Source organism: Haladaptatus sp. CMAA 1909 (assembly GCF_043952005.1).
Classification (GTDB): domain Archaea; phylum Halobacteriota; class Halobacteria; order Halobacteriales; family Haladaptataceae; genus Haladaptatus.
This window is the reverse complement of record NZ_JBIOAV010000002.1, coordinates 204052-222214: the sequence shown is the minus strand read 5'-3', so window position 1 is coordinate 222214 and position 18163 is coordinate 204052. Positions and strand designations below refer to the sequence as shown.

Annotated in this window: 17 protein-coding genes and 1 pseudogene; 8 read left to right on the top strand and 10 right to left on the bottom strand. The window is 50.2% G+C overall.

The annotated features are described in order from the left end of the window. Window positions 1–102: 102 nt before the first annotated feature. The gene (locus ACGYLY_RS19160) at window positions 103–588 is read right to left on the bottom strand and encodes a plastocyanin/azurin family copper-binding protein (protein ID WP_395284198.1); all 486 of its coding nucleotides are present in this window, start codon (window positions 586–588) and stop codon (window positions 103–105) included. 469 nt (window positions 589–1057) lie between these two features. Next, window positions 1058–1216, bottom strand: coding sequence for a hypothetical protein (locus ACGYLY_RS19155; RefSeq protein ID WP_395284199.1), 159 nt, complete (start codon window positions 1214–1216; stop codon window positions 1058–1060). A 37-nt stretch (window positions 1217–1253) separates the two neighbouring features. Here ACGYLY_RS19155 and ACGYLY_RS19150 point away from each other — a divergent pair, with 37 nt between their 5' ends. Next, a complete protein-coding gene (locus tag ACGYLY_RS19150) occupies window positions 1254–2171 on the top strand; it encodes a mechanosensitive ion channel family protein (protein WP_395284200.1) in 918 nt (305 codons plus the stop codon). Window positions 2172–2415: 244 nt separating this feature from the next. Here the strand turns inward: ACGYLY_RS19150 and ACGYLY_RS19145 are convergent, their stop codons facing one another. Continuing rightward, window positions 2416–2706: an SWIM zinc finger family protein gene (locus ACGYLY_RS19145; RefSeq protein ID WP_395284201.1), complete on the bottom strand. Its 291-nt coding sequence runs from the start codon at window positions 2704–2706 to the stop codon at window positions 2416–2418. A gap of 712 nt (window positions 2707–3418) precedes the next feature. Between ACGYLY_RS19145 and ACGYLY_RS19140 the strand changes: the two genes are divergently transcribed. Next, window positions 3419–4723, top strand: a complete 1305-nt coding sequence (locus ACGYLY_RS19140; protein ID WP_395284202.1) for an ABC transporter substrate-binding protein — start codon at window positions 3419–3421, stop codon at window positions 4721–4723. An 87-nt stretch (window positions 4724–4810) separates the two neighbouring features. Here ACGYLY_RS19140 and ACGYLY_RS19135 read toward each other — a convergent pair whose 3' ends face one another. Further along, a complete protein-coding gene (locus ACGYLY_RS19135) occupies window positions 4811–6283 on the bottom strand; it encodes an ArnT family glycosyltransferase (RefSeq protein WP_395284203.1) in 1473 nt (490 codons plus the stop codon). A gap of 475 nt (window positions 6284–6758) precedes the next feature. Between ACGYLY_RS19135 and ACGYLY_RS19130 the strand changes: the two genes are divergently transcribed. After that, window positions 6759–7139, top strand: coding sequence for a MarR family transcriptional regulator (locus ACGYLY_RS19130; protein ID WP_395284204.1), 381 nt, complete (start codon window positions 6759–6761; stop codon window positions 7137–7139). Between the two features lie 155 nt (window positions 7140–7294). Here the strand turns inward: ACGYLY_RS19130 and ACGYLY_RS19125 are convergent, their stop codons facing one another. Further along, the gene (locus tag ACGYLY_RS19125) at window positions 7295–7951 is read right to left on the bottom strand and encodes a SprT-like domain-containing protein (protein ID WP_395284205.1); all 657 of its coding nucleotides are present in this window, start codon (window positions 7949–7951) and stop codon (window positions 7295–7297) included. 1190 nt (window positions 7952–9141) lie between these two features. Between ACGYLY_RS19125 and ACGYLY_RS19120 the strand changes: the two genes are divergently transcribed. Further along, window positions 9142–9951 (top strand): hypothetical protein, encoded by an 810-nt coding sequence (locus ACGYLY_RS19120; RefSeq protein WP_395284206.1) that lies wholly within the window; start codon window positions 9142–9144, stop codon window positions 9949–9951. Window positions 9952–9958: 7 nt separating this feature from the next. Here the strand turns inward: ACGYLY_RS19120 and ACGYLY_RS19115 are convergent, their stop codons facing one another. Beyond that, on the bottom strand, window positions 9959–11860 hold the full coding sequence (locus tag ACGYLY_RS19115) for an asparagine synthase-related protein (RefSeq protein ID WP_395284207.1): 1902 nt from the start codon (window positions 11858–11860) through the stop codon (window positions 9959–9961). A gap of 1187 nt (window positions 11861–13047) precedes the next feature. Here ACGYLY_RS19115 and ACGYLY_RS19110 point away from each other — a divergent pair. Together ACGYLY_RS19110 and ACGYLY_RS19105 are read left to right on the top strand one after the other, a co-directional pair. Then, complete coding sequence (locus ACGYLY_RS19110) at window positions 13048–13506, top strand: twin-arginine translocation signal domain-containing protein (RefSeq protein ID WP_395291264.1); 459 nt, start codon at window positions 13048–13050, stop codon at window positions 13504–13506. Window positions 13507–14277: 771 nt separating this feature from the next. After that, on the top strand, window positions 14278–14550 hold the full coding sequence (locus ACGYLY_RS19105) for a hypothetical protein (RefSeq protein ID WP_395284209.1): 273 nt from the start codon (window positions 14278–14280) through the stop codon (window positions 14548–14550). 132 nt (window positions 14551–14682) lie between these two features. On the opposite strand, the gene ACGYLY_RS19100 is transcribed toward ACGYLY_RS19105, so the two are convergent. The 3 genes from ACGYLY_RS19100 to ACGYLY_RS19090 all read right to left on the bottom strand — a co-directional run bounded on the left by ACGYLY_RS19100 (window position 14683) and on the right by ACGYLY_RS19090 (window position 16249). Then, window positions 14683–14904 carry an SWIM zinc finger family protein gene (locus ACGYLY_RS19100; protein ID WP_395284210.1) on the bottom strand — a complete coding sequence of 74 codons (222 nt, stop codon included), beginning with the start codon at window positions 14902–14904 and terminating at the stop codon, window positions 14683–14685. Window positions 14905–15022: 118 nt separating this feature from the next. After that, window positions 15023–16042 (bottom strand): hypothetical protein, encoded by a 1020-nt coding sequence (locus ACGYLY_RS19095; protein WP_395284211.1) that lies wholly within the window; start codon window positions 16040–16042, stop codon window positions 15023–15025. Then, window positions 16043–16249, bottom strand: a complete 207-nt coding sequence (locus ACGYLY_RS19090) for a hypothetical protein (protein WP_395284212.1) — start codon at window positions 16247–16249, stop codon at window positions 16043–16045. A 195-nt stretch (window positions 16250–16444) separates the two neighbouring features. Here ACGYLY_RS19090 and ACGYLY_RS19085 point away from each other — a divergent pair, with 195 nt between their 5' ends. Continuing rightward, complete coding sequence (locus ACGYLY_RS19085) at window positions 16445–17152, top strand: helix-turn-helix domain-containing protein (RefSeq protein WP_395284213.1); 708 nt, start codon at window positions 16445–16447, stop codon at window positions 17150–17152. Between the two features lie 17 nt (window positions 17153–17169). On the opposite strand, the gene ACGYLY_RS19080 is transcribed toward ACGYLY_RS19085, so the two are convergent. Further along, window positions 17170–17460, bottom strand: a complete 291-nt coding sequence (locus ACGYLY_RS19080; protein ID WP_395284214.1) for a HalOD1 output domain-containing protein — start codon at window positions 17458–17460, stop codon at window positions 17170–17172. Window positions 17461–17691: 231 nt separating this feature from the next. On the opposite strand from ACGYLY_RS19080, the pseudogene ACGYLY_RS19075 reads away from it, so the two are divergent. Continuing rightward, window positions 17692–18156, top strand: a pseudogene (locus ACGYLY_RS19075) (DUF2270 domain-containing protein). Window positions 18157–18163: the final 7 nt, after the last annotated feature.

Genomic DNA, 18163 nt, shown 5'->3' with positions numbered 1-18163 from the left:
GCCGCAGTTCCGACGTGTTGTCTCGTATGAATTCGAACATATGAGACAACTCATGGGTGAATACAAAAAGGATTGCGGTGGACTTGATGGGAGCAACTACGGCTACTGTTTTTGCTGAAGTTTGATATTGCCTCGCATTGATTGCGGGTGATACTCACAGTAGTACTGAACCATCTTTTTCGAAGCGGTAAAGGTTGTGCTCACGGTCTTGCCTTTTTCTTCAGCGTCTTCGCTTTTAATAACCGGGTTGTCCTTGTTATTGACGATGTAGAGTTCGTGTTCTTTGCCGTCGAGATTCTCCCAGGTGAGGGTGTACTTCTGGCCAGGTTGGAGTGTGAGTGTCGGGTTTTTCTTGCCCTTGATGGACTTAGGAGCGCGTCCTTGCCACCCGCTTTGTTTTGCACCGAGACGGATCTCTTTGCCTTTTTGCTTGTTTCTACTGTTGCTCTTCTCCTTCGACTCGCCTTCTTGCTTGCTCTCACCACTGCCTGGTAGACTGCTAGTACAACCAGCGAGAGTCGTTGCTGTGAGGGCACTACCGGTGAGTTTGAGTGCGGTTCGTCGGCTGGAGCGAGGTTGGTCAGTCATGGGCGAGACGGAGGCTACCAGCGGTGGCGTTAGATAGCTTTTGGCCACAATATAAAATTGTGAAATAAAATGAACGAATCTGCTTTCCTGGAGTATGTATTCATACCTGGTCGAGCAGGCTCATCGGTGCCGAGGAGTGTTATCGGTTTCTGAGAAGAGATACAGCATCAGTGGTTAGGCGAGATCGAGTTGGCAGCATGCGCCAGTCTCGAGTTCGTTCTCCTCGATGCACCGGGCGAGACACGTATAATTACAGAACTGTCCGACAGCGGTTCGTTCTCCCTCTCGTTCTTCGTCGACATAGACGGGCTCATGTGCATGCACGTCACTCCCACAGTACGTACAGACTTTGCTCATACGAGGTAGAAACAAGCTACAAAGGGAAAAGAGTAGTCTCAACGAATCTGGTCCCGATTATGAGGCGACCACAAATCGCGGTCGCAGAAATAGTATCAAGGTGGGGCAGGGGTTAGTTCGGCAGTTCTGTCCATCCCGTTCGTACGCACGGCCAGCACGGGAACCCGTTGAGGCCCTCACAGTCGTAGTCTTCCAGTTCCGCATTGTTGTCGTCCTTGGAGGAGAAGGCCTCGAGCGTCCCGTCGTTTATCGTGTTCTCGACGGCGGCCATTGAGCTGAAATGGGATTATCCTAATAATTAGATACACATGTGGTTGAAGATACTAGCACTGACTACCATCCTCTTACAGGGACAAGCAGATCAGGTACTTCCAGAAACACAGCAACTCGTCTCCGAATACGCCATCCCCACAGTACTCTTTATTGGCACCTTCATTGTTGCTTGGCTACTCGGCAAAACGATTCTCATTCCATTTATTAAACGACTACTAGACAGGCAAGGTCATGATCCAAGCGTAAAGAGTCTGGCTGAAAGTCTCACGGGTGTCGTCAATCTCATTCTAGCGTTTGCGATTGCATTCACCATTGCTGGCTTTGGCAACGTTATTGCTGCATTCGGTGTGTTCGCTGGTGCAATCGCTCTTGCAGTCGGGTTTGCCTCACAAGACCTTTTGAGTAACTTTGTGGCGGGAATTTTCATTCTCAAGGATGAACCGTTCGACGTCGGTGATTGGATTGAGGTCAACGGCATTGTCGGTATTGTTGAAGACATCGACCTGCGCGTTTCTCGGATCCGAACGTTCGATAACGAACGGATCACTGTTCCAAATAGCGAACTCGCGAATAACGCATTAAAAAATCCAGTCGCCTACAATAAACTCCGCCAGCAATTCGTCTTCGGTATTGGGTATGACGATGATATTGATCATGCCAAAGAAGTGATTCTCGATGAGGCTGATAAGAATCCAGAGATTATGGACGATCCCGAAACGAGTATTCGGGTAACCGAACTCGCCGATTTCTACGTGGGGCTCCAAACACGCTTTTGGATTGCGAACCCGAGCCGTGCTAACTTCACGAAGGTTCGCTCGGAATTCGTCCAGGCCGTGAAAGAACGTTGTGATGCCGAGGCAATCGAGCTACCGTATCCATATCGAGAACTCGTTGGTGGCATCGATGTTACGAACCATCAATCGGAGCAGGTGGCGACACCCTCGGACGACTAATCCGTTATACACCTGCTTGCCGTTTCACCCGGTGGAACACCTCCCATTCAATCGCTTCAACAGGTAGGGAGGGGAAATGCGCAGCGGCGATGTTCGCCGCGTGCGTGTGCACTCGGTCGAGCAGGTCCTACTCAGTCGTTGGTGCGTCGTCGCGTTCAGTCGTATCCGCACACTCGGTCAGCGTTCGCTGGGTGCCATCGGACAGCGTTGTTTGGCGTGACAGAACTGAAAAAAGGAGACGGGGTTAGTTCGGCAGTTCTTTGTGACCCGTTCGCACGCATGGCCAGCACGGGAAGTCACCGAGGCCCTCACAGTCGCAGTCTTCGAGTTCGGACTCGTCGTCCTCGGACGGGAAGGCGTCGAGTGTTCTGTCCTTGGTTGCGGTTTCGACGGCGGCCATGTGCTTGCAAAAGGCGTTCCGGTGGACGTGATGCGGGCACGTGCAGGCCATCAGTTCCTCAGTCACGTCGTCCAGTGTGACGACGTATTGGTGCTCTGCGGGGTTCTCGTGGCTCTCGTTGGTGACTTCGACCATTCCGGGGGTATCGATGTCGAAGGAAAATTGTTCGGTCTGGGCGTGTTTCTGTTCCGTCTCGTAGACGTGATGTGGTGATTCGTTCGTTTAGTCTCACAAGCCTTAGTTGACGAATGACCAACGTTGAGTCGGTTCAGAATCTGACGAGGGTCTCTGTTTGTTGGTTACTTAGGGGTGGTGGAGAGGAGCACAAAGTCGAGTAGATGATCATAAGAGGCTGGTCAAATGTCTTTTTGGAATGTTCATTGGTTGACGTGGCTCGAGGGAACCCGATCACTAGACCTGTCGAAATAAAGTCAGAGGCACACCATCCTTCGACGGATGGTGAACTGCGAAATCGGTTCACCATCGGCTACGAGAACACCATATAGCTATCTCATCGCCACTACTTCCAACCCCTCTGCGTGTGCATAGACTAGCTGCCATGCTTGCAGACTAGGCATCCTAAGTCAGAATTTTTGCCTAAGAATCCGAAAGAGTCACAATTACAGTTGATGATGTCTGATTGGTGTCATTGTGATTCAGTAATTTTATTTAGATTACACATTAATGACTCAAAGAGCTACCTAAGCCAGTGAGTGAGAAAGCACTACTGAGTACGTTCGAGGGTCTTATAGCGCGGTCGTTTCCGACAACAACCAAGTGCAACAGAGTACCGATCCAGAGATGAGACGATATATGATGGAGGAAAAGTTACGACAACATAGCAACTATGCAATCACGTCGTTTCTATCTTAAATCGATTTTTACTGGTGTAGGAGTGAGTAGTCTTGCGGGTTGCTCTAGTGTTCGAGAACAAAATCGGACACCAACTTTTACAGAAGAACAACAAACTCAACCGACGTCACTTGACATTTTACACTCATGGTCAACCTCTATTGAAAAGGATGCTGCTCAGGTTCTTTTCGATGACTTTCAGCAACGTCACTCGGATCTGAAGGTGGATGACCAGACTATTAGTGGACGAGTAGGTGGCGATTTGCAAACGACAGTTAAAAAGCAAATCATCGACGACGACTTTCCCAGCTCGTGGCAGACATGGGGTGGTAAAAACCTCCAGACGTATGTCGATGCAGGGACACTTACACAGATTCGTGAAGATTTTTGGTCTGGCAAAACGGGATGGGAGTCGTTTTCACCGATCGTAAGGCAACTGTCGAAAGTAGATCGATCGTACGTTGCTATCCCATTCAGTATTCACCGGCTCAACAACCTATTTTACAACATTGAAGTTTTGGAAACCAATGGGATCGATCCAAAATTAGTAGACGATCCACAAACGCTGCTGGACGCTGTAGAAACTATCGAAGAGGATAGCGAGGCAGACGGTATCGTGCACGCGACGAAAACTCTCTGGTCAACCTTGGAACTATGGGAATCGATGCTATTAGGCGAGTTCGGAGTCCAAACTCATCGATCCATTGTGGGGGGGAATGTGCGATCTAACGAGGATGCGGTAAGGAGTTCACTCGAATCAGTCAAGCAGTATTGCAAACAATCCTCCGATACAGTTATGCCCCTCAGCTGGCACCAAGCAGCGAAACGGTTTCGAAATGGAGACATTGCGTTTTTCTATCAGGGAGACTGGACCGCCAAGAGATTCATCACCGACGATGAGTTCCACTTCGGGACAGATTGGGGCCATATGGTATTCCCTGGTACCCAGGATCACTTCCTACTAAGTGTGATCTTGTTTCCGTATCCGAAAGTCAGTCAATCGCATAGGGGTACGTCCAAATTTTTACGATATATTGGATCCCATGACGCCCAAAAGAAATTCACACAGGCTCGGGGCGCCATCCCAGCGAGAAAAGACGTGTCAAAAGAAGCGTTCGATCCATTGTTCCGTCAGCAAGTCGCTCGGTTTCGCGGTACTGAAACGAACATTCCATCAATGAGTCATGGGCTAGCGATCGCTCCAGAAGCGTGGGCAAAACTAACGAATGCGATTAAAAGGTTTACCTCCACATGGGATATCGATCAAACGACCCAGTATCTTATGCGAATATTCGACTAACACCACTGACCGATCGAGCAATGAGGTGTCTCTGCATTTTCTCGTCGACTATGGCGTATATCGAATAGGAAAAATCGGAATCACCGTCTACGTGGACGAATTCGTCGTCCGTTCGAAAATTACGACTCCTCGATTTCGGTATACACGGCGATACTCGTCCGAACGATACAATTCCGTCATGAAGGACCGCTGTTGATGATATTTCCGTCCGTATACGGTGTATGTCCCCCTTGGTACGTAGATATAGTCCGGAGTCGTGGAGGTCAGGGCGATTTTCTGGTTTAAATCTGTCACAGATGTTGTCGTTGAAAGCCGTTGATAGGCCGTATATTGCCATTGATACGCTACTGGACTCCGTTCCCACTCTACCCCCCATGGTCCGACGACGTTCGTCCGATTTGCCAAATATGGAAACCACTCCGCAGCATCGCCGATGACAATAAATTCCGAGGACTGGTCGATGTTCCGCTGTGTCCATTGCATCGCCGCGTAGTCCTGTTCGTCGACGAACGATGGCATCGAATTACTACCCCCATACTCCGTAACGGCGCCGGAAGCATACAGTGTCATGATATTCCCTCCGAGAATAGCGAGAATCAATAATACCGCGGTAAGAGCATGTTGACGTGACAGTGACGGTTGTAATTGCCGTGTGATCCATGGAATGGCTCCATCAAGTACGAATACAGCTGTCACTAATGATCCGACTGTGAAAATAAATCGAAGTTCTCCAGTGATTATACCGACAAAAAGGAGCCATCCCGGGAGAAAAAGGCGACGAGAGCTGATGAGATAAACAATACCTATGATCGGAATAGCGTACCACAAGGTGGTCAGTATGATGCCGTAGGAGTGCGGCTGTGTTGTGACAGCTGCGGAAGAATGAGACGAAGTGAGAACGAAATCAGTCAGGACAGTAATCCCACCACCAAGGCCACCATGGGTACTCGATGCCGAGACGATATTATCGATACTATAGATCGAAATAATCCTCCCCCACCAAGGAATGGTTAGAAAGAACCCACAAATTGCAACGAGAAGACTGTATGTGAATCCACGAATTGTCCGAGCATATACGCTAGTAAAGACAATAATGCTCACGCTCAGAAAGAGGGTGTACTCTGGATGAGTAAGTGCAGTTAATGTGAACCATACGACAGTTGGTGAGATCCATCGCCACGATGTCGTTTTACACAGACGCAATGCTGTATATAATCCAGCGAGTGAGAACAGGAAAGCGGGCGCTCGAACAACACCGCCAGCCGAAAAGTGCCATCGAATGAACACAGGTGTAGTCGCAAGGATAAAACTCGCAATTCCTGCCCGTTGAGGAGATTGAAGCAACTCTTTGCTAAACAGGTAAAACGGGAATAAACTCGCGATAGTAATTACTCCTGGAAGATAGCGCGTCAGTGTGAAGAGATCTACATGGAAGATGCCATGAAGAACGGCAAGACAATAGAACATCAACGGTGGATAAGCAAACGGGACTCCGTTTGCTGTGTACTGAGGCACTATTCGAGGGAATTGGTATCCGTGCTTTGCAATCTGCTCTGCCATTGAAAGGAATAAACCACCACCGAATGCCGGATATTGGTGCGTAGCTAAATAACTACAATACGTCAGGGTTGCAACGAACAGGGCGGGAGCTATCCATAGATACTCAATGAACCATTCTCTCGAAATATTTCTTTTGAGGTGAGAGGGTAACGATTGGGGGTACATCTTAGGACGATAAAGAACCTAACTAGCAGTCTCTAATGGAATCATCTTCTATGTTCTGGGTTCCATGGCAGTAAGGTACTTTTATAAGTGATCGAGAGCACCAGAGCTACTATTATGTCTTGAGTGTCTCATCGGTATTGCGACGGCGGCCATGTGTTTGCAGAAGCCGTTGTGGTGGACGTGATGTGGACAGGTACAGGCCATTAGCTCCCCGGTCATGTCGTCAATGGTGACTGTGATTGGTGTATCGTTTCGTGCCTGTGGTGTCCACTACAGCAGTCTTATTACGTCTGATTACATACTATTACACATGCCCGTCGACTTCGAGAGCTACCACCCAACAGAGCTACCGAATGAAAACACGAATGGACGGTACATCCTCGAGTTCCTTGCCGAGGATCCAGAGCTGGGATACCGTGCTGGTGAATTAGCCAAGGAACTCGATATCCCCCGTGGGAGTGTTGGAACGACACTGAGTCGACTCGAGACGCGGGGACTCGTCCGGCATAAGGGTGAGTACTGGGCAATCAACCCTGAAGCGTACGATGCTCACACGGCAAGCCTCATCGGATTAGAGACGGTTGCGATGCAGTTCGAGGGCGACTACTACGACGAGAATCCAGACTGGGACGATGATCTTCCGGATCTTGACGAGCAGGAACAAGAGAGCTCTTCGACGGGGGAGGAGTGATGTATGACCGTGGTGCCGTAGTCGTTGCTTCTGATCCGTTTGGAAATACACCTCGACGGCCGTATTTGATTATCAGCGGGCAGGACCATCCGTTTGCCGGGCAACAGTACATCGCGCTTGGGATTACGACGAAGGAGTATCCCGAAGGGCTCTCACTAGCGAACGAATTCGAGGCGGGCACACTGAATCGAGAGTCGTTTGTCTCTCCGTGGGCTGTCGTTTCGCTCATGGACATCGATATCGACCGTGCAGTTGCTCGACTTACAACGGAGTGAACCACAGCACTTGCTACAGCTGTACTGCTCCGGGTTGGGGACGGTTTTCGAGCGTCGATACCGTGGAATCCGACCACCGCAGTCCTTGCAGACGAGCCACCACTTGGGCGTGGTGAAGCGTTCGCAGTGTTGCGAAGTATCGAGGCGGTCCGTCCAGCGAGTGAATGTTGCGCCGTGATCTGCCTCACCGAACTCGTGGTACTGCCAGGCGTGGATGAGTTCGTGCCGGACGGTTCCACTGAATTGCTCCCAGCCGTGGTGTTCGTCGACCGTCCAGGTCAGTGCAATCGTGATTGCCTCTGTTGCAGGGTCGTACCTCGTGACCCTCGCCTGTCGTTGGGCTTGGTGTGAAACCTCCCAGTTGATCGTTTTGACCGGCAGATCCGGGAAGTGCTCGGCGGCGACGTTCGTTGCGTGTTGCTGTGCTCGGTCGAGGAGGGCCGTCGGTGACTCGAGAGTATCGTCGGTCGCAGCATTCGCGCTTTCGGTGAGCGTTCGCTGGTCAGTGATATCGGAGACCGTCACTTGGCGTGCCATGGATAAAAACAGCTGAAGCGGTGGTTAGTTCGGTAGTTCCTTGCGACCTGCACGTATGCACGGCCAGCGTGGAACGCCATTCAGGCAATCACAAGAGCACTCTGTTGTCTCACACTCGTCGTCGTCCGTCTCATCGGTGTTCTCTTTCGACGGGAACACATCAAGGGGCCGTCTTTCGTTACGATTTCGACGCCAGTCCCGTGCTTGCAGTGGACATGATTTTGACCAATCTGCAGACATCCACTGTCTTCCGCCTCTCTCCTCCTTCGTCTATACTTCAAGGTCCACACATTTTGAGCGAGTAAGCACGTACCCTGTCTTCAACATTCACCTTCCAACTAGCGAGGAGAGTATGCGCTATCAGTCATTGTCACACTTATCGAAATGGTCACGGGCGTTTTCGGCCTGCAGTGGTAGGGAGGTCATGACTGGAGCTGGTTGAATAGCTTGAGTACTTAACTCCGAGATAATTGATAAGCACCTCACTCAGTTGGGGTTACTCCGTCATCCTGTTGGAAGCCAGTTCAATCAGATCGTAGTTAGTTCGCATCCCTGGAGTAACGCTTTGGAGGTAAGATTTTTCGATCGCTGTGAGTTCGTGGATAGTCGATTCGTGTTGAGCGAGGGTGCAATCTCAATTATCTGCCCATGGTTTTCGTCGTCTTTGAGTAGAGGGATACATCTACCAGCCATTTGACGATGCCCTCAAGAATTCGTCCAGGGGACAAAAGACAAATTGGAGAGCCTATCTTCTCCTATACCGGAGGAATAGCATGAGAACGACTAACGAAGGGGTGAATAGAGACGAACCAAATGGGGTTGTGATACCCGCTTCACGGTATCCACATGGGTATGCATCGGTACGGTCACTTACCCGGGCAAACATACGAACAATCGTCGCAGTAGCAGATGAACACCTTCCGGTTGCCGCATCCCGATTTTGCGAAGAAGTCGTACGAGTTCCGCCCTCGTACGAAATACTGGCGTACAAGGACGCACTTCTAGGAATCGCTGCCCGTCCGGATGTGCACACGATTATTCCACATCGTCCACAGGATACATACGTCCTCTCGAAGTATCACGACGAATTCGATCGGTACGTTAGCCTCGTCGTCCCGCCACTTGAGACATTGAAGAGAGTCCATGATCGAAAGCAGTTGATGGATATTGCAGAGCGCACAGGGGTACCAGTGCCGGAGACACGTCTACTGGACGAAGCCACCGAATGGGAGGTCGATCGGGTCGTCAAATCGCGATACAACCTGCTCGTCGACGAGTACATCGACTCGTATGAGCCATCCGAGTCGTCGATCGTCAAGTCGGTACAGCACGTCCCGTCGAACGAGTCACTCGATATCGCGACAACGTGCGAAGCAATGGACCATGTCCCGATCGTTCAAGAGTACATCGATGGAACGGACGAGTACGTATTCGGTGCGCTCTACGACCACGGTAAACCGCTCGCGACGTTTCAGCATCGACAGATTCGCGGGGATTCGTATACCGGTGGTGGTGGTGTATACCGTGAATCCGTCGAGATTCCGAGCTTAGAAACAGCGGGTCGAGCGATCCTCGATGAACTCGAATGGCATGGACTCGCGTGTATCGAATACATTAAAGATGCGACAACTGGTGAATTCAAACTCGTCGAAATCAATCCTCGAATGTGGCAATCACTTACATGTGCGACGGCTGCAGGTGCGGATTTCCCGTACTGGTACTGGCTTCAGGTGATCGGCAACACCGACTCGATCGAACCGGGCTACGAGGTCGGTGTCGGAACGCATTACATGACCGGTGAGTTGGAATATCTCACGAGCATCGTCCGCGACGATTCATCAATCGTCGGTCGTCCACCGCTTTCTGCAGCTATAAAGGAGGTTCTGCTTTCGTGTTATGAGATGCCGAACTTCGATTACTGCCACGTAGACGATCCACTCCCAACGGTCCGTATAGCACGATCCGAAATTTCCCAGGGGATCCGACGGCGAATGACGTAGTATCGGGCTATGCACTTTCTTCCGCTGCACCGGGCGAAAAGGAGTGCATTTGATTCATCATCGTCGCCTGCTTTATCATCGGCATCTCCAACAGGGTAAGAAGCGTGTACAGTTCCGCAGTCCTGTTTTCTCCGTTCTGATGCTTTCGATAGACCGTTTTTACCCCCTTCCAATCCAAGAATGGAAGTGTCTGGATCGTAGGCTTGTGCTTGCGGATGGCATCGATTACGAAGTCTTCGTGGCGAGCAAACCTCGCGTGATCCCGCCACGAATCTTGATTGAGGTGATATTTCGGTGGTTGGTGTCTCGGTAAGTGTTTGCGTCGGAAGCTGGCCACTTGTCGCCCGAGATACTGCACTGGATAAGACCGCGCGATCGGGACATCCGATGATGGATGTGGGATAGCCGCGAGTTCGGGAGCAAGCCGTTGGACGGCCCGATTGATGAGATCGCGTCGGAGGCGGTATCTTTTGGGTATTCGAAGGTGTAAATCTACGAGCCGGTTATCCAAGAAGGGAATGTGAGACGGACACAGCTGTCGGAGGCTATGTAGATTGATTAACTCGGAATCGTTCGAGAGGGGATAGTACGTGCTACAGACGAGCAAGTCGTCCAATGAATCGTAGCGTATGCCGTGGTGGTCGATTTTCCCATCATCCCAACCGACGTTCGCGGACAGGATTTCATGGAGGTCGTGAGACGTGGTGAGGTATTCCGGCGGCGAAGCGAGCGCCGTCCCGGCCGAAGAAATCCAGTACTCGAGAATATCCGTCAGTGAGCTCATCTTGACGCCGACCGGTAACGTGAGCGTTCCCAATGATCCGAGCGATTGTGAACGGGTTGGAATAGGATAACGTTTGAACAGCGTATCAGCATAGAGGCCGGTGAAGAGCGAATCAACCGACTCGGTGATTTCGTCCGCGAAGGGGGTGAGATAGCCTTGGAAGTAGTAGCCATCGAAATTGGAAAGCGACGCGTTCTTCGGTAACGTTTCCAGATACGTGGTATCCGTTCGGTGAAGGATTCGAAGGTCTGCGTTGCCGATTTCGGCGACCTGTTCGGCGATTCGTGCCTCCCGATTGTTCCACTCAGCGAGATGAAAGGCAGTAAGTTGACGATTTGCGGCAGCTAAAATCAACCGTGAGTCGCTTCCACCACTCAACATGAGACCGGGCTCACGATCCGAGTCCAAACGCTCGTCGATGACGTCCTGGAAAACGTCGATGAACGTTTCGACGAAGTGCTCGAACGGTTTGTCCTCCGGTTGATAGTGAGGGGTCCAGTAGATCTCCGACGTAACTTCGTGAGTGGAGAGGTCGTATGCCGTGACAGATGCCGGAGGAAGTTTTTCGATATCACGAAGTGGTGTCTTAGTCCCGAAAACTCTGCGAAGCGTAAGATATTCGAAGAGATATTCGTGATCAAATCGACGGCTGATCTGTGAGAAGGAAGGAAGTAGTTGGATTTGTGTCGAAAACACAAGCGTTCCATCAACTCGGGCGTAAAAAACGGGATGAGTCCCGAATCGGTCGAGAAAAATTGAGACGGTCTCACTAACGTGATCGTAGACGATACCGACGAAATTACCGTTGAGACCAGTAAGGAATTCCCAGCCGAGTCGTTCGTAGAGCGATGCGCAAAACTCAACGCTTGCCATTGAGGATGGACGGGAAGTATATCCGGATTTGTCCTGGAAACCGTACGCTTCACCCAGGAGCCACATTTGGACTTCGCCATCGCGGCACCAAACTGGTTGACTATCGTTTGCCTGTGAGTGAAACGCCATATGAACAGTAGCGGACGTGGTTCTGTAGGTAGAGGTGGTCGATTCTTTCGATCCGTGTAATGAATTCGTAATTTTCGAAGTAGAACCAGAATAGTCACCAAGAATACCGATCAACCCAACCATGAAAACGACCCTCCCTCGATTTTATCTTTCCCACTTAGTCGTGTGTAAGAGCCGTCTACTAGAGATAGCATGAAGTCAGAATGCTATCGGAGGTACTTTATATAATCTTATTGTTACTAATAACACGTGAGCATTCTTTAGACGGGGTACTGAATGATTGAGTGGTACGATCAGGGTTAATCGCTAGATCGTTGCATACTCAAACAGGTCGATACTGACCTGCTATCCGCAGTTACACGTGTCGGGGGGAACCGCAACCTCGACAACGTGAGGGTCTGCAACACTAGCAAAAACCGTCGTCTCTCACATTGTATCTGAAACCAGGGATCGAATTCTCCGCGCCTGAGTCAGCACTGGGTCGAGTAGGAGTGTCTGTGTCTCGAGAATATTATCGGTTATTTCATACGTGCTTTCCATCAGCGCTTGCTAGTCGGTGATATCCAAGACCGTCACTTGGCGTGCCATGGAGAAAAACAGCTGAAGGGGTTAGTTCGGCAGGTTCTTTCGTCCCGTTTGCACGCATGGCTAACACGGGAAACTGTTGAGACCGTCGCAGTCACTGTCTTCGGGGTCGGCATTGTCTTCACTCTCCTCGACGGAAATGCGTTGAGCGTCCCGTCGTCGGTCGCGTTTTTGACGACAGCAGTGCTTGCTTCTATCGAGAACTATTTGTACTGGTTCTGGATTCCTTCGGGTGTTTCGTCACCACTGTCAGAGTTCAGTGAATTCTCATTGCTTACGAGTAGCATGCACTAAACTACCTATTTGTTCGTTATAACCGCCCATCGGGCAGGTCGTCCTGATGGGCCACGATTAACCCAAGTAACGGGCGTAGCACCTCAAAATTCGGCCCATGGCGGATCTCCCCCGACCCTTGATCCCAGGCAATGAACCCTGCCTCCGCGAATATCGAGAGTAAAAGTGTCTCGAGCTCGCTCGCGATCTCTGCGAACCCTTCATTGGTAAACGTCACGTCCCTAGGAATATCGGACTCGTCTACACCGTCCGTTACTCACCCCTGATGATTCCCGCTGTTTGGGAGGAGAAATGGAGGCTAGTAACCCTCGATACCACACTAGAAATCCCCACTACCAACAGTGGGCTTACAGTAGGGGTGTGTTGGTACACTGAACATTATGGCTGCTTTATACTGGTGATGAGCATAGTCATGACTGGGGAATCAGAGAATGTCAGAAGAGACACCAAGAGACGAGCCCAACATCGAATCGAATGATCGACGCTCGTTCATGAAGAAAGGCGCGCTCGCGACGGGTGCGCTCGCATTGGGATTGGGGAGTGCCGGCACCGCTGCGGCGCAGAACCAGAACGTCCTGGTGTACACCTACGACTACCACCCAGACGTCGAGTTCCGGGTCGTGAACTCGTTGGAAGCAGCGACGACGGTTCGACTTCTCGAACGACCCGGTGGGGGCAACGTGCCGGAGATTAGCCAGCCGGACGACTACAACGGCTACATCATCCGCTACCTCCTTGGTGGCGGCGGTGGTGGGCAGGGTCAGATCACCACCTTCATGTTCAGCCGAGGTGGCCAGTCTCTGAGCCAGGGCGACACGCGGCGCTTCAGCGGTAATGCGTCCATCTTCAGCAGCGAACTCAACCTGCTCAGTACGTCGCTCCAAGGGTAGTTGAAACAGACTGACTACGTGGGAATCGAGTAGGTCATCACTTTCCCTCCTTCACTTGTTGTGTTTCGAGCATCGATTTCTTGGTACGTCGTCAATAGAGGCACGGTCTAGTTTAGCGATTCTATTATAGAGTGTCGTTTCAAGATCTCTAACGTGAGTGGCTGACGAACCACCTCGTGTTACCATGACTATTTTTTCGGTGAAGTAATCAAATTCAGTCTTCTTACGGTGCAGCCGATCTCAATCCCAAGAATCAGTTACTTTCGAGCAGTGCGTAAAACTCCGTCAATTGTACCGCTGTCGCTTGGTTTTCCTTATCTAGATAGAGACAGAGTAAGAATAAAGTCATACAGAATTAATATTAGGTGCGGTTTCGTTCGTGACCGCGCGAGACGAGAGAAAACCTCGTCAAGAAGGGTTACCACCCACCCCCCTTCGTTTCGGTCCTCCTCAACAATTCTATCGAATTTTGAAAATTCTCGGTAGATTTATCATCAATGAGTAATAGGATACAATCGGACGGTGGCAATCCGTCCAGTCCAAAACGGGATTCGTTTGTCTCGGGGGATACTCTACATCCCTTTTGTGATCCACAGTAACGTCATGAGAGGTTTTATTGTCCGGTTTGTCCCCAAGTGACCCGTTGTTCCCAACCACCATATGTCGTTGAGTCCTTAGACGGTAGTTTGCTTTAGTTCGGTAGTCCCGTACTCCCGAGGTTTTAATTTTCTGAGTCGCAAATTTTTTCGAACGTACTACAGCATTGAAAGCATGGACTCATCAGAGACTGTCACCGTAAATGAACTTGAAGAACAGGAGCTATATGAACTGGTTTACAGAGCAGTTGAAGACGCCATTTTAGGGATGGTTGGGACGCTCCTCTTAGTTGGAGTTGCTGTAGTTCTGGTATGGACTGGCATAATCATTGCCTTGTCTAGAACCTCACTTGCTGGACTCGTGGCAGGGATTGCTGCCATTGTTTTCGGCCTCTATCTGGGATTAGCAACCCTAGAGATCATACCATCGGTATGGGAATGGTTTTGAGCATAGTACTCGAGGCTGCTTCTTTTTCTGCTACTGTGAATACGAACACGAGATACAGATTCCACACGAGAAGAAACGGAGGTAACAGGAACATCAATCGCTGTGCCAGAGATTGAAAAAGCGGAGTGCGGGTTAGTTTGGCAGTTCTTTTCGTCCCATCCTTACGCACGGCCAGCACGGGAAGCCACTGAGACCGTCGCAGTCGCACTCCGCTGGTTCGGTATCGTCGCCCTCTGACGGGAAGGCCTCAAGCGTCCCGTCGTCGATTGCGCTTTCGACGGCAGCCATGTGTTTACAGAAGGCGTTCCGGTGGACGTGATGCGGGCACGTGCAGGCCATCAGTTTGTCAGTCACGTCGTCAATGGAGACGGAATATTGGTGGTCAGTGGGCTTGTCGTGGCGCTTATTGGAGACTTTAGATCACCAGCTACCAAGAATACTGTTGATTTGAGGTACCGTTATGGAATGATCCTTATCGTTGAGACTCACGAAGAATGAGTGGACCGATAGCAAGCGTTCGCTTGGCAACGGGTGCGATGCGAAGGATGTAGGAGGTAAACAGGAGGAAGGGAATGAGTGTCACTGTAAACGCTCCACTTACAACCCATGTCACCGTAGGAATGGCAAGAAGTGTACCGCTGAATGTTTCCGCTCCAACGAAGGTCAACATACCACCGGAAACGATGAGTGCTGGAACAGCTGCATAGAGGATAAATTGAGAGAGATCCACGAGTGCCCACTGAAAGTACAGCGTCTTAATATGCTCACGAGCAGGTCCAAACATGGCCAACGCTGTCTCTAAATCATCAAAGGCCATTCGTTGGTCATCAGTCAGCGAATCAGAAAATTCGTCGGTCATCCGTTCAACTTGGTAGATCTTCCACCCATAGTTGAAGTTCAATGCCGAAAATAGAACATCAAACGTTCCAAACTGGGACCCTTCGAGCTCGTCTTGGACTTCTTTCGCGTTTCCGTGAAGACTATCGGCGAACTCGGATACTTGGCGGGTTAGTTCCTCATTATCACTCTCTCCGACTAGGCGATCAAGAACCTCTGCTCGCCGTTCAGTTTCATTCACGAGTTCTCCAAGAAATGCTGAAGGATCGGCTGGGACGACAGAGTTGAACAAGTCTTTCGTATAGGTGCGAAAGTCCATTGCATCACTCATCCGCTTCCGTTGGTCACCTAATGGCCCGTTTTCTTGTGAGAGAACAAGCTGGCTGATAGTGACGACGAGTGTTGTTCCGGTGACGATGACACCGATCATCGCAGAGAAGATCGTTTCAATTGTGTCGGTTGACTTGATTTCGCTTGGAAAGGACGGATCCAGAGTGAGACTGAAGACGAGAAATGAGAGAAAGACAAGAAGAGCAAGCAATCCAGTCAGAAGGAACCGATTCATCCGAAAGAGAACCCAGATTTTGAGTCGACTCTCCTCGGACCGTCCTCGCATCGTATTCGCAGTTCCGATGTCGCTTTCGTTGTGACTCATTCAGTCCTCCAGTTCGTCTTCTACGGGTCGTTTCAAAACGAGGTATTTCGTGCCTCCACCTTCGTACTCGATGGTACTGACGAACTCCCACCCATCGGCTCCAAGTTCGTTGAGTTTGTCCGTTGGATCACTCGCTTCTTTCTGTGTTTCTTCACGTGGTGGTCTGAGACTGTAGTACTCCCATTGAGTAGCGTTTTGGGCACACATCAGTCTACTCTTCGAGTTTTTATCATATTAGCCTTCGGTCGATATCCTAAAAACGGTATCTCTGGGACAAGAGACGTGTTTTCGTTCTGGTTCGCGACCAGGCTAAAGACGGCAGTTAGCCGACAAAGTACAAACAAGATAGATCGTGCGAGCTTAGAAAAAATAGATATTGACTGACAGGATATACCCATATTAATGGCTGGAACGATTGTCGAGGTGACATTCCCCGCTGAGCAATTTGCACTCGAACACACACTCAACACGCTTGAGACAGTGACCTTCGAAGTCGAGCAAATAGTTGCAACTAATTCAGACAGCTTGATGCCATTCATCTGGATCACCACGTCAGATCAAACCACACTCGAAGAAGCCTTTACTGCCGATGAAAGTGTGGCCGAGTTTCAGTTGATTGCTGACTTCGAGACAGAATATTTGTATCAACTCGAATGGGTCGACCATATTGAGCATCTCATTCGAATTCTCGTGACTGAAAAAGCGACAGTCCTTGCTGCGAGAGGACAAGAAAAAACGTGGCACTTGCGACTATTGTTTGTTAATCGCGATTCAGTCACACGGACTCATGACTACTGTCAGGAACACGGTATCGAATTTGACATTGAGAATATCCAGGAATTCAACGACCAACGGAGCGCTCGATTTGGGCTCACCGAGACTCAGCAAAATGCACTCCACCTTGCTGCTGATCAGGGGTACTACTCAGTTCCACGGGAGAGCACGGCCGAGGAACTCGCGGAAGCCCTTGGCGTAAGCCACCAAGCGCTCTCCGAGCGACTACGGCGTGGTCATGGTACTCTCGTCGATCATCTGCTGAGTACAAGTAAAACAACAGAACCTCCCGAAACAACACTCACGGAACCAAACCAAAAAACACGGACGGACTGACGGAGACGCCGTCGAAATCAGGACTCATCTACAGGAAGAGGATCAAGAGAAATTGTTCTATCACCGGTGACAGTAACGCGGTAGCCACAGTACTGAAAAGTTACTTTTCCGTAGCGTTTACTCCCTGCTTGCGTTGGTATGAACAAGTTGTCAAGGGCATCTGGATCGATGACATCATATAATGGTGGGCAGTCATCTGGATTGATCTCTTCTCGTGCCGTAATTGCCTCGAGAATGAGGAATGCGATCGATGGTTCTGTTGCTGTACGCTGATTATCGTTAGGTGTGTTGTCAGTGCTCTCTCCCATTGTCTCTCACATCTGGGCACTCACTGGAGGAATATCCCTCCGCAAGTACAACCCCCATGAGCACTCCAACATTGCTAAGGATGGTAGTTATAAACTTGTTCTGGCGGTTGATGAAAGCAGATGATTGTTCATTAGATTTGAACCCCTGAGAAAGTGTATCACTACCACGGCCGAAATCTGATTAGTTGATTATCTCAATTATAGGGTCTCCACCTGTTTGTGTCGGCATCGATGTCCATTTTGGCGATTCTTCGTGACGCCTGTCGTTGCCGCCGATATCGGATGTACGATGCCTATCGGGCACGAGTTCGTCTTATCGAAGAAAACGTCCTTGCGAACGCATTCGACCCGGAGGGGGTACCACTCTCTAATTGACGCGAAGAAATCGCTAACGATCTTAAACATCCCACGTATAAAGTATCATATATTGAGACACTAGCTCGTCGCCTCAAACGGATTTATCTTCCATTGTTGGTATTACTTGGTCTCGCCTGGCTCTTCCGTATCACTATCTTTGTCCCTGATGAGACATGGAACGAAACAGCAGCAATCCCTGGTATTCCCGGTGAAATCGTCGTCAGTATCGTCGGAGTGTTTTATTTAATATTATTCGTGATGACATTTTGGCCGCGTGAGCGGAAAGCGAAAGGGGAGTTCCATGGGCAAGCATCAGACGCGTGGAAAGAAGCAGACTGATGAAATT